The organism is Streptomyces sp. NPDC013187 (assembly GCF_042899705.1).
Classification (GTDB): Bacteria; Actinomycetota; Actinomycetes; order Streptomycetales; family Streptomycetaceae; genus Streptomyces; species Streptomyces hawaiiensis_A.
In genome coordinates this window covers 352619-364635 of record NZ_JBIBAF010000003.1, presented here as the reverse complement: position 1 = coordinate 364635, position 12017 = coordinate 352619, and the positions used below count along the sequence as shown (strand labels likewise).

Here is a 12017-nt window from a genome sequence, read left to right as displayed (position 1 = left end):
GCGGTTCCCTGTAAGGCGCGGCGGGCCCGTGCCCTCAGGGGCGCGGTTCCCTGTAAGGCGCGGCGGGCCCGTGCCCTCAGGGGCGCGGTTCCCTGTAAGGCGCGGCGGGCCCGTGCCCTCAGGGGCGCGGTTCCCTGTGAGGCGCGGCGGGTCCGTGCCCTCAGGGGCGCGGGGAACTGCGCGACAAGCCACAGCGAACCCGCACCCGGCAACGCACCCCCGCACCCCCGCACCCCCGCACCCCAGGGCGAACGGGCTACGCAGTCCCGGCCGTACCGGTGATCCGGTCGATCGCCTGCCGCGCCTGCTCCGCCGGCGGCCGGGACGGCAACGAGGACACGGAAGCCGACGCAGCCGTCACCGCCGGCGGCTGCTCCCCCGCCGGCTTCGCGTGCGAGGCCACCCGGGTGGACCGCAGCCGGTGACTCACCGCCTCCTCCAGCGTCACGGGCCGCCGCATCTGGGTGGCCAGCCGCCCCGCCTCCTGGCCGAGGCGTGCCACGTCCTCCCAGGGCAGCCGCACCACCAGCGTCAGCTCCGCCTCGCCGTCGGGCAGTGCGTGCATCGCGGGAGTAACTCGGTCGTTCATCGCCTGTTCCTCACGTCGGCCCCGCGACCCGCCTTCCCCGCGCCGCGGGCGGTTGCCGAGACATACGCACGCCTGGACGACTGCGTTCACCGGCGCCCCCTGCGACCGCGCGCAGTGTCGGAAATCCTTCGGATCCTCCTCCTCGATGTCGATTCCCGGGGCTCCGCGGGCGGTGGCTGGCCCACGGCGTGGACTGGCTGAAAAGTGACACCGTGCCGGCGACCCCGCCGCACCGGAACGGAGTAACTCGTGAACGTCGGAACAACGGCGACCGGACCACGGCGGAGTCCGAAAGCCACGCTGGTCATGGCCTGCGTCGGGGTGTTCGTCGCCTATCTGCCGGTCACCAGCGTCTCGGTGAGCCTCCCCGCCATCCAGCGGGCCCTGCACGCCTCGACCTCACAACTGTCGTGGATATCCGACGCGTTCGTCCTGCCCATGGCGGCCCTCATCCTGACCGCCGGTGTCTTCGGAGACGTGCACGGCCGCAAGAAGGTCTTCCAGGCGGGCCTGGTGTTCGCCGCAGCCGGGGCGATCGTGGCGCTGTGCGCGCAGTCGGTCCAGGTGCTGTGGGCGGGGCAGGCACTGGCCGGGCTGGGGGCGGCCGCGCTGCTGCCCACCACGCTGGCGCTGATCAGCCACGCGGTGCCCGACCCGCACGAGCGGGCCAAGTTCGTCGGCCTGTGGGCCGCTTCCCTGATGGCGGCCCTGGCCGTCGGCCCCTTGCTGGCGGGCGTGATCCTCGAGCACGCCGCCTGGCGGTGGATCTACCTGCCGGCCATCCCGGTGGCCGTCCTCACCCTGGCGGTGGCGGCGCCCCTGGTGACCGACTCCTGGGCGCCGGGTTCGCGCCGGCTGGACTGGCCCGGCCAGATCACCGCAGCCGTGGCGATCACCGCGCTCGTCTACGGCGTGATCGAAGGCGGCGCCGGCTCCTTCACCGAGCCCAGGGTCGTCGTCGCCCTCGTGCTGGCCGCCGTCGGCGCCCTCGCGTTCGTCCTGGCCGAGCGGCGCAGCGCCGGCCCCATGCTGGACCTGACGCTCTTCCGCAGCCCGGCGTTCAGCGCCACCACGCTGATCGCGATGATCACGTTCCTGGGCCTGATCGGCTTCTTCTTCGTCCTCAGCCTCTACTTCGGCATGGTGCAGCGGCTCGACACGCTCGACGCGGGGTACCGGCTGCTGGCCGTGACGGCAGTGTGCCTGCTCGTCGGGATCGTGGCAGGGCCGTTGATGCGCCACGTCCCGGTCCGCGTCCTCATCCCCTGCGGTCTGCTCGTCATGACCGGGGCCCTGCTGTCCCTGACCGCGCTCGACGCCGGGACGCCGTTCGGCGCGCTGGCCTGGCGGCTGGCCCTGCTCGGTCTCGGTCTGGGCCTGGTCGTCACGCCCATGACCGCCACCGCGGTCGCCTCCGTGCCGCATCACCTGGCGGGCATGGCGGCAGCGGGCAACAACGCCTTCCGGCAGGTCGGCGGGGCCCTCGGCCCGGCCGTGCTGGGCGTGCTGCTGACCACCAGGACCACGGACACGCTGCCCGGTCACCTCGCGGACGCCGGCGTGGACGGCGCGACGGCGCAGCGGATCACCGCAGCCGTGGACGCCGACGGGCTGGGCGTGGTGGCCCGGATGGACCTGGGAGCCGAGACCGGCAGGGCCCTGGGTGCCCTGTCCGACGCCTTCCTCGACGGCCTCTACCTGTGCCTCGTCGTGGCCGCTGCGCTCGCGCTGCTCGCCGCGGTCGTCGGGATGCTGCTGCTGCGCACCCCGCGGGCCGCGGCCCAGGCGGCCGCCGGGAAGGCGGAGCCGCAGCGCGAACGCGAGCCGGAACCGGTTCTCGTGGGTGCGCCCGGCGGGCACGGTGCCGCCCCGGCCCCGCTCCCCCGGCCGGACGGGCCGCGCCCCGCCGTCGGCGAGGCCGCGGCCGGGTCCCCGCACGGGCCCGTCCTCTCCGGCCGGGTCTGTGACAGCGCCGGCAACGGGCTGACGGGCGCCACGCTCACCCTCGTCTCACCGGCCGGGACGCAGATCGGCCGGGTCGTGGCCCACGGCGCCGGCCGCTACGAGCTGACCGCCCCCGCGGCAGGGACGTGCGTATTGATCGCCGCCGCGGACGGCCACCGGCCCCGGGCCACCACGGTCGTACTGGGCGAGCGGCCTGTGGTCCACGACCTGGTGCTGACCGGAGGCAGCAGGATCGGCGGCGCCGTGGTGACGGCCGATGACGGAACCGCCGTGGAGGGCGCCCTGGTCACGGTCACCGACGCACACGGCGACGTACTGGCCGGCGCCACGACCGACGCGGCAGGGCGTTTCGGCTTCGGTGAGCTGCCGGCGGACGACGTCACCCTCACGGTGAACGCCTCCGGGTTCCGGCCGGAGGCACTGCCCGTCCGGGCGTCCGGTCACGCGGCCACCGCGTTGCGGGTGCCGCTGCGGCCGGGCGCCCGGCTGCGGGGCGTCGTCCGGGCGGGTGCCCACCTCAGGAGCCTGACCGACGCGCGGGTCACCTTGGTGGACGCGGCCGGAAACGTCGTCGGCAGCACGACCACCGGCCCCGACGGCTGCTTCGCCTTCACCGGCCTGGACACGGGCAGCTACTCGGTGATCGCCGCCGGGTACCCGCCGGTGGCCGAGAAGGTCACCGTGGACGGCCGGGCTCCGGCGGACGTCCCGCTGGAACTGGGCCACCCGGGCAGCTGAGAGCGGTGGCCGGCCGCCGCCCGGCCTCGCACCGGATCCGGTGATACTGGGGCCCGGGGCAGCCGGATCCGGTGCGGCGCACGGTCGCGGGAGCGGGCGCCCCAGCCGCACGAGCAGGAGGAACCCGGTGCAGTCCCAGGCACTCGATCCACTCGACCGGAAGCTGTTGCAGGCGCTGCAGCTCGACGGCCGGGCGCCGTTCAACCGGATCGCGGACGTCCTGGGAGTGTCCGACCAGACCGTCGCACGCCGCTTCCGGCGGCTGCGCAGCACCCTCCAGCTGCGGGTGCTCGGCATCACCGACGAAAGCCGGCTCGGCGGCAACACCTGGCTGCTGCGCCTGGGCTGTACCCCGGACACCGCCGAACAGCTGGCGAGCGCACTCGCCCGGCGTCCGGACACCGCCCACATCAGCGTGATCTCCGGCGGCACCGAGGTGCTGTGCGCCATGAAGCCCCGCACGCGGCAGGCGAGGGACGAACTGCTCCTCCACCGCCTGCAGCGCAGCCCGCGCGTCACCTCGGTCAGCGCCCACTGCCTGCTGCACCGCTTCTACGGGGGCCCGCTCGGGTGGCTCAGCAAGATCAACGCCCTCTCCCCCGCCGAACGGGCCGCCCTGAGCCCGCCCCCCATCGGCCCGGGCAGGGACGGCGTCGTGCTGGACGATGCCGACGAGGCGCTGCTCGCCGTCCTCGCCCGGGACGGACGGGCCCCGCTCACCGAGCTCCAGGCGAGCACCGGCCTGTCGGAATCGGCGGTGCGGCGGCGCCTGGACCGGCTGCGCTCCACAGGGGTCCTCTACCTGACCGTGCAGGTCGACAACGAACACTTCGGCAACGACGTCGTCGCCATGCTGTGGCTTACCGTCGCCCCGGCCGCCCTCGCCGAGGTCGGCCGTGCTCTCGCCTCGCACGTCGAGGTGAGTTTCGCGGCGGCCACCACCGGCCGGGCCAACATCGTCGCCGCCACCCTGCACCCCAGCACCGGCGACCTCTACACCTACCTCAGCGACACCATCGGAGCCCTGGACGGGGTCCGCTCCGCCGAGACCACCCTCACGCTGCGCCAGGTCAAGCAGCTCGCTTACGAGCCCGGCCGCTGAGGGAGGGTGAGGGCGCCGAGGACCCTCGTCAGCGGGCCGTCCGCGTGTGGACGTACTCCACCAGCCGGGTCAGCGCGTCCGGGTCGGTGGACGGCATGACGCCGTGGCCGAGGTTGAAGACGTGGCCCTCCAGGTCCTTCGCCGACTCCAGGACCTCGCGGGTCTTGGCCTCGACGGCCTCCGTCGGGGCGAAGAGCACGGTCGGGTCGAGGTTGCCCTGGAGCGCCTTGCCGGGGCCGATGCGGCGGGCGGCCTCGTCCATCGGGACGCGCCAGTCGACGCCGACGACGTCCGCGCCGGCCTCGCTCATGAGCGGGAGCAGCTCGCCGGTGCCGACCCCGAAGTGGATGCGCGGGACGCCGTAGCCGGCCACGGCATCGAAGACCTTCGCCGACGCGGGCAGCACCGAGCGGCGGTAGTCGACGGGGGCCAGCGCACCGGCCCAGGAGTCGAACAGCTGCACCGCCGAGGCGCCCGCCTCGATCTGCACCTTCAGGAACGCGGCGGTGATGTCCGCGAGGCGGTCGAGCAGGTCGGCCCACAGTTCGGGGTCGCCGTACATCATCGCCTTGGCGTTCTCGTACGTGCGGGACGGGCCGCCCTCGACGAGGTAGCTGGCGAGGGTGAAGGGGGCGCCGGCGAAGCCGATGAGGGGCGTGGCGCCGAGCTCGCGGGTGAGCAGGCCGATGGCCTCGGTGACGTAGGAGACGTCCTCGGGGGTGAGGTCGCGCAGCTGCGCCAGGTCCTCCCGGGTGCGGATCGGGCGCTCGACGACCGGGCCGACGCCGGGCTTGATGTCGAGGTCGATGCCGATGGCCTTGAGCGGGACGACGATGTCGCTGAAGTAGATCGCCGCGTCCACGCCGTGCCGGCGCACCGGCTGAAGGGTGATCTCGGTGACCAGGTCGGGCCGCATGCAGGACTCGAGCATCGGGATGCCCTCGCGCACCTTGCGGTACTCCGGCAGTGAGCGCCCGGCCTGCCGCATGAACCACACCGGTGTGTGCGGCACGGGCTCGCGCCGGCAGGCCTTGAGGAAGGCGGAGTCGTATGCGGCGGACGGCTGCTGGGCCCGAGGGGCGTCGTTGGCACTCACGGGCCAAGTTTCGCACGCCGCCGAACGGCGTGATTCAGCCCCTGGAGAGGCGCGGGGTGTCTAGCCCGGCACCCGGGCTCCGGTCCCCGTAATCTTCCCGCATGGCTGCGGCTCAGGGACGACCGTCGGACGGCGCCGGCGGAATGGACGAAGCGAAGGACACCGAGAACGACCGGCGGGAGGCGGACTCCGTCCCGCTGCCCTTCCGGGCCGCCGTCGACGCGCTCAAGGCGGCGCGGCTGCGGCCCCAGATCGAGATCGAGCCGACGCCCCCGCCGAGGCGGCTCGCGCCTCACAGCCACGCGCTGGAGGCCGCGGTCGTCGACGGTGACCAGGACCTGGCCGACGGCCGGCTGGTGCTGCTGCACGACCCGGCCGGGCACGACGCCTGGCGGGGCACGTTCCGGCTGGTGACGCTGGTGCGTGCGGAGCTGGAGCCGGAGATGGCGGCGGACCCGCTGCTGCCGGAGGTGTGCTGGTCCTGGCTGACCGGCGCGCTCCAGGCGCGCGGGCTGACCTACGGGGAGCCGAGCGGCACCGTCACGCGCGCGAGTTCCCACTACTTCGGCGGGCTGTCCGCGCGCCCGGCCGCCTCGCAGATCGAGATCCGTGCGTCGTGGACGCCGCGTGAGGGCCTGGGCGGGGTCCCGGACACGGCCGCGCACCTGGCGGCGTGGTGCGATCTGCTCGCCCAGATCGCGGGGCTGCCCCCGGCCGTTCCCGGAGACGCGTCGGTGGTGACGCTGCCCCAGCGGCGAGGCCCGCAGTCCCGCTGACCGACCCCTGACCTCCCCGATCGCCCCCCTGACCGCCCCGCACTGATCGACCTTGTGCGGGGCGGTCAACCATGTCCGGTCGACGATCACACCTGAGTACCCCTCTTGGCCGAATCACTTTGTCGATACGGCCACTTTCGACCGCGTATCGACGCAGACCGAAACCGTTCGACCTTCGAATGATCGACCGCGTGTCCGAATTGCACGGATTGTTATCACCGATTCGTGATCATTCTCTAAAGGCGGACGGGTTCGGTGCCGAAGACGACTGTGACCTTGAAAGCACGGTTCGTCCCGGCTTCACCCCCACGAGCCGGCCCCTTCCCGCACCCCAGGAGGCCTGGTGTCCGTTCTCCTCGAGCAGCCCGCAAGCCTGGTCGCCTACCGCCCGAACAAGCCGACCGCCATGGTGGTCGTGGCCGACCCGCGCGTCCGCTCCACCGTCACCCGCCACCTGTGGGCGCTCGGTGTGCGCGACGTCATCGAGGCCTCGTCCATCGCGGAGGCTCGTCCCCGCATCGGCAACCCCCGCGACATCTGTGTCGCAGACGTCCACCTGCCGGATGGCTCCGGCCTCACACTGCTGTCGGAGACCCGCGCCGCGGGCTGGCCCAACGGGCTCGCCCTCTCCGCCGCCGACGACATCGGCGCCGTGCGCAACGCACTCGCCGGCGGAGTGAAGGGTTACGTCGTCACCGGCACCCGCACCAACGTCGGGCTCCCCACCCGGCCGGGCGCCGCCCCCATCGGCGCCGCCGCCGCGCGACTGCACCGCCGCCCCCCGGGTGCCCCGAGCCACCCGGGCGGCTACCGCGAACTGTCCGGCCGCGAGGTCGAGGTACTGCGGCTGGTCGCGGAGGGTCAGTCGAACAAGGCGATCGGCGTCTCCATGGGCCTGTCCGCCCTGACCGTCAAGAGCCACCTCGCCCGCATCGCCCGCAAGCTCGGCACGGGCGACCGTGCCGGCATGGTCGCGGTCGCACTGCGGACCGGGATCATCCACTGACCCGCTCCGCCGCGACCCCTCGTGATCGTCCCCTCACGTGACGCGGGACCCGCCGCCGCCCCCGCGCACGTCACTCACGGTTCGTGAACCCGCCGCTTCCCCGACATGACTGGTTTGCGACCCTCGAGCGCCCGCCGACGGAACGTTCCGTCGGCGGGCGCTGTCCATACATGGATACCCTTGACAGGTGACCGACGCCCACGACACCGCAGCAGACAGCTCACTGCGAACCACCGGAGGCGCTCCTCCGGACGACGGCGGATCTTCTGCTACGGAGGCGCCGACCCCATTGCTGGAACCGCGTGAGGGCATTCCGCCCGTCATCGCGGACGAGGCCGCCCTGGCCCGGGTGATCGCCTCCTTCGAGGCGGGATCCGGGCCCGTCGCCGTCGACGCCGAGCGCGCGTCCGGCTACCGCTACGGGCAGCGCGCCTATCTGGTGCAGCTGCGCCGCGAAGGCGCCGGAACGGCACTGATCGACCCCGTGGCCTGCCCCGACCTGTCCGCCCTCGGTGACGCCCTGTCCGGCGTCGAGTGGGTGCTGCACGCCGCCACCCAGGACCTGCCGTGCCTGCGCGAGATAGGCATGGTGCCGACGCGGCTGTTCGACACGGAGCTGGCCGGGCGGCTCGCCGGGTTCCCCCGGGTCGGCCTCGGCGCGATGGTCGAGAGCGTGCTGGGCTTCGTCCTGGAGAAGGGACACTCCGCCGTCGACTGGTCGACCCGCCCCCTGCCCGAGCCCTGGCTGCGCTACGCGGCGCTGGACGTCGAGCTGCTCGTCGACCTGCGCGACGCGCTGGAGAAGGAGCTGGACCGGCAGGGCAAGCTGGAGTGGGCCCACCAGGAGTTCGACGCGATCGCCTCGGCTCCCCCGCCGGAGCCCCGCAAGGACCCGTGGCGGCGTACGTCCGGCATGCACAAGGTGCGCCGGCGGCGGCAGCTGGCCGTCGTACGGGAGCTGTGGCAGACCCGGGACCGGATCGCGCAGCGGCGGGACGTGTCGCCGGGCAAGGTGCTCGGGGACGCGGCCATCGTCGAGGCCGCGCTGGCGGTTCCGGCCAATGTGCACGCGCTGGCCGCGTTGAACGGTTTCGGCCACCGCGTCGGCAAGCGACAGCTGGAGCAGTGGCAGGCGGCCGTGGACCGGGCGAAGGCGCTGAGCGAGGCGCAGCTGCCCCAGCCGGGGCAGCCGGTGACGGGCCCGCCGCCGCCGCGCGCCTGGGCCGACAAGGACCCCGCGGCCGCGGCGCGGTTGTCCGCGGCCCGGGCGGGGGTGTCGGCGCTGGCCGAGCATCTGGGCATGCCGCAGGAGAACCTGATCACGCCGGACACGGTGCGGCGGGTGTGCTGGGAGCCGCCGGCGGTGGTGGACGCGGAGTCCGTCGCGGCGGCGCTGGCCGGGCATGGTGCGCGGCCTTGGCAGGTGGAGCAAGTGACCCCGGTTCTCGTGAAGGCGCTGTCCGCCGAGGAGGCCTAGCCGCCGTAGGGCTTCGCGTCGTGTGGCGGCTGCGGGTGGCCTTGGGCTTGCCGCGCAGTTCCCCGCGCCCCCGAGGGGCGTCTACTTCGTGGCACCTCGAGTGAAACCGTTGTAGATGTAGCGCTGGAGGCACAGGAAGACGATCAGGGTCGGGAGGATCACGAGGATCGCTCCTGCCGCGATGGTCTCCCAGTGGGCTCCGAACGGGCCCTTGAAGCGGAACAGCGACGTCGAGATCACGCCAAGATCTTCCGAGGGCATGTAGAGGAACGGGATGTAGAAATCGTTGTAGGTCGTGATGCCTTTGACGATCACCACCGTCGCGGTCGCCGGCTTCAGCAGCGGGAAGATGATCTTGCGGTAGATCGTGAAGGCGTTCGCGCCGTCCAGGCGGGCCGCCTCGTCCAGGGACGTGGGGATGGACCGGACGAACTGCAGGAAGATGTAGATCGAGACGATGTCCGTGCCCATGTACAGGGCGATCGGCGCCCACAGACTGTCGAACAGGCCGAAGCTGTTGACGATCTGGAAGGTGGCCACCTGGGTGGTCACGCCGGGGACCAGCGCGGCGACCAGGAACAGGGCCAGGACCGCCTTGCGAAAGCGGAACCGGAAGCGGTCGATGGCGTAGGCCGTCATCGAGCCGATGAGGACCGTGCCGCCGATGGCGACGACCAGGATGATCGCCGTATTGCCGAAGGCCGAGAGCATCCGGCCGTCCTGGAACGCCGTCACGTAGTTGTGGAGGTTGAACGGGTCTTCGGGCAGCGCGAGCGCTCCGCTGCCGTCGGCCATCTCCCGCTCGGACTTGAGGGAGGTCAGGAACACCGCGGCGAGCGGGAGCAGGACCACCGCGGTCGCGGCGATCAGCGACAGGTACACGAGGACGCGGGTCACCGCGCGGCGGGTCATACGAGGTCCACCTTGTCGTCGGGGGCGAGGCGCCGCTGCACCCAGGTCACCGCCAGGACGATCAGCAGCAGCACGAGCGCGGCCGCCGAGGCGAGGCCCGTCTTGTTGAACTGGAAGGCCAGCTTCACGGTCTGGATCACGAACGTCTCGGTGCCGGTCGCGCCGCCGGTCATGATGTACGGGATCTCGAAGACCGACAGGGAACCCGAGATCGAGAGGATCACGGTGAGGGACAGCACCGGTTTGATGCCCGGCGCGATGATGTACCGGAACTGGTGCCAGCGGTTCGCGCCGTCCAGTTCGGCCGCCTCGTACAGCTCGCCGGGGATCGACTGGATCGCGCCGAGGAACAGCACGAAGTTCAGGCCCAGGTAGCGCCAGACGGAGACGCCGGCCAGGGAGGTGTTCGCCGACTCCGGGGTGCCCAGCCAGGCCCGGTCGCTCTCCACGCCGAACAGGCTCAGCACCGAGTCGAGAGTGCCGCCGTCCTGGAAGAAGTAGAGGAAGACGAACCCGATCGCCACCCCGTTGATCAGGTACGGGAAGAACAGCACACCCTTGAAGAAGTTCCGGAAGCGGACGTCGAAGCTGAGGATCGTGGCGAAGTAGAGCGCGGCGACGATCTGGACGACGGAGGCCGCCAGGTAGTAACCGCTGACCCAGAAGACCTCGAACAGCTCGGGGCGGGTGAAGAGTTCGGTGTAGTTCTCTGCCCCCGTGAAGTTCAGTTCGGGGCTCACTCCGTCCCAGTCGGTGAAGCTGTACGCGACCATGTTGGCGATCGGCGCATAGGTGAAGACGACCAGGAGTGTGAGCGGGGCGAGCAGGAAGAGCCAGGGGGTGGCCCCGCGCCACAGGCGTGCCGGGCGCGGGGCGGGGGCCGGAGCCGGGGCGGCGGCCGCCTTCGCGGCGGCCTCGACGGCCGCCGTCTCGGTGGTGCCCGTCATCAGGACCCCAGCGACTTCTGCGTCTCGGTCCACTTCTCGCCGAGGCCGTCCAGGAAGTCGTCCGGGTCGCCCTTCCGGGCGCCACGGGCCATGTCGACGAGTTCCTTGCGGTAGTCGGGCTTGTTGATGCCCACCTCGGACTGGTTCTCGATGGTCTTCAGCTCGGCGCCCTTGCTGTCGTCGAGGTCGAGGAGCTTGACGCCCGCCTCCTCGTACGGCTTCAGGACGTCGGGCAGGGGGGCGTCCTTGAGCGGGGACAGCGCCAGGTTGTCCTCGGCGTAGCCCGACTTGTCGGTGAACCAGTCGATCCAGGCGCGGGCGGCGCTCTTGTGCGAGGAGTGGATGTTGACGGCCTGGTTGTAGTCGGGCGACGTCACCGCGCAGAACGTGCCGTCCTTCTGGGCGGGGAAGGGCATGAACCCGATGTCGTCCGGGTCGGTGCCCGCCTGCTTCGCCGCGCCCTGCATCTGGATGACCGCCCAGGAGCCGAGCCACATGGTGGCGATCTCGCCCTTGGCCAGCTTGGGCTTGGACGCCTCCCAGTTGGTGGTCGTCGGGTCCTTCTCGACGAGCCCCTCGTGCACGATGTCGTACAGCAGGCTGTCCGCCACCCGCAGTTCGCCGCCCTCGGCCCAGGGGTTGCCCTCGGCCCACCTGGTGGTGGCCTGCTCGTCGCAGCTGACCGAGCCCCTGACGCCCGTCCACTGGCTGAGCGGCCAGCCGTCCTTGAAGTTGGTGTAGTAGGGGACCGCGTCGGTCTTCGACTTGATCGCCTTGAGGCCGGCCAGGAACTCGGCCGGTGTCGTGGGCCAGTCGGTGACCCCGGCCTCTCTCCACACCTTCTTGTTGTAGACGAAGCCCGGCAGCGCGCCGAGCGGACTCTGGCCGTAGACCTTGCCGCCGACGGCCGTGTAGTCGGTGAAGCGGTACTTCTTGCTCCGCTCCGCCTGGCCGCCCAGCGAGGCGAAGAACTTGGGGTAGTCCTTCTTCTCGATCACCGCCGGGATCATGAGGACGTCCCCGTAGTTCTCCGTGTTCATACGGATCTTCACTTCGCCCTCGTAGTCGGTGATGCCGTCGAACTCGACCTTCACCTCGGGGTACGTCCTGTTGAACTCGGCGGCGTACTTCTTCATCGTCCCGTCCTGCACGAGGTCGGTGCGGTGGGTGAGGACGGTGATGGTTCCGCTGACCTTGGCGGGATCGTCGGGCGCCTCGGCGTCGGCGCCCTTCGCGGAGCCCCCGGTGCCGGTACAGCCGGAGGCCAGCAGGGCGGCGCCCGCGGTGAGGGCGAGGAGGGTACGGCGGTTCATGTGCATCAGCTCCGTTCGCGGAGGGGAACTCGGGACGGACGAGCACGTGCGGTATGGCTGGTTCGGAACTCTGACAGCGTGTACTCAACCGGTAAA

10 protein-coding genes are annotated in these 12017 nt (G+C 71.8%); 5 read left to right on the top strand and 5 right to left on the bottom strand.

The window, feature by feature from the left end:
* Window positions 1–256: 256 nt before the first annotated feature.
* On the bottom strand, window positions 257–589 hold the full coding sequence (locus ACFY5B_RS07535) for a hypothetical protein (RefSeq protein WP_107453467.1): 333 nt from the start codon (window positions 587–589) through the stop codon (window positions 257–259).
* Window positions 590–838: 249 nt separating this feature from the next.
* Between ACFY5B_RS07535 and ACFY5B_RS07530 the strand changes: the two genes are divergently transcribed.
* Entirely contained in the window at window positions 839–3292 is a 2454-nt protein-coding gene (locus ACFY5B_RS07530; protein ID WP_389965880.1) for an MFS transporter, read from the top strand.
* Between the two features lie 127 nt (window positions 3293–3419).
* Window positions 3420–4394 (top strand): Lrp/AsnC family transcriptional regulator, encoded by a 975-nt coding sequence (locus ACFY5B_RS07525; protein WP_389965877.1) that lies wholly within the window; start codon window positions 3420–3422, stop codon window positions 4392–4394.
* A gap of 28 nt (window positions 4395–4422) precedes the next feature.
* Here the strand turns inward: ACFY5B_RS07525 and hemE are convergent, their stop codons facing one another.
* The gene (gene hemE / locus ACFY5B_RS07520) at window positions 4423–5490 is read right to left on the bottom strand and encodes a uroporphyrinogen decarboxylase (protein ID WP_389965874.1); all 1068 of its coding nucleotides are present in this window, start codon (window positions 5488–5490) and stop codon (window positions 4423–4425) included.
* Window positions 5491–5591: 101 nt separating this feature from the next.
* Between hemE and ACFY5B_RS07515 the strand changes: the two genes are divergently transcribed.
* The 3 genes from ACFY5B_RS07515 to ACFY5B_RS07505 all read left to right on the top strand — a co-directional run bounded on the left by ACFY5B_RS07515 (window position 5592) and on the right by ACFY5B_RS07505 (window position 8749).
* Window positions 5592–6266, top strand: coding sequence for a DUF3000 domain-containing protein (locus ACFY5B_RS07515; RefSeq protein WP_389965871.1), 675 nt, complete (start codon window positions 5592–5594; stop codon window positions 6264–6266).
* Between the two features lie 343 nt (window positions 6267–6609).
* Complete coding sequence (locus tag ACFY5B_RS07510) at window positions 6610–7272, top strand: response regulator transcription factor (RefSeq protein WP_003993737.1); 663 nt, start codon at window positions 6610–6612, stop codon at window positions 7270–7272.
* Between the two features lie 187 nt (window positions 7273–7459).
* Window positions 7460–8749 (top strand): ribonuclease D, encoded by a 1290-nt coding sequence (locus ACFY5B_RS07505; protein WP_389965869.1) that lies wholly within the window; start codon window positions 7460–7462, stop codon window positions 8747–8749.
* 81 nt (window positions 8750–8830) lie between these two features.
* On the opposite strand, the gene ACFY5B_RS07500 is transcribed toward ACFY5B_RS07505, so the two are convergent.
* Genes ACFY5B_RS07500 through ACFY5B_RS07490 form a run of 3 tightly spaced genes read right to left on the bottom strand, consistent with a single transcriptional unit; the run spans window position 8831 to window position 11921 of the window.
* Window positions 8831–9661, bottom strand: a complete 831-nt coding sequence (locus ACFY5B_RS07500) for a carbohydrate ABC transporter permease (protein WP_389965866.1) — start codon at window positions 9659–9661, stop codon at window positions 8831–8833.
* Complete coding sequence (locus tag ACFY5B_RS07495) at window positions 9658–10608, bottom strand: carbohydrate ABC transporter permease (protein WP_389965863.1); 951 nt, start codon at window positions 10606–10608, stop codon at window positions 9658–9660. Before ACFY5B_RS07495 ends, ACFY5B_RS07500 begins: the two co-directional genes overlap by 4 nt.
* Window positions 10608–11921: an ABC transporter substrate-binding protein gene (locus ACFY5B_RS07490; RefSeq protein WP_389965860.1), complete on the bottom strand. Its 1314-nt coding sequence runs from the start codon at window positions 11919–11921 to the stop codon at window positions 10608–10610. Before ACFY5B_RS07490 ends, ACFY5B_RS07495 begins: the two co-directional genes overlap by 1 nt.
* Window positions 11922–12017: the final 96 nt, after the last annotated feature.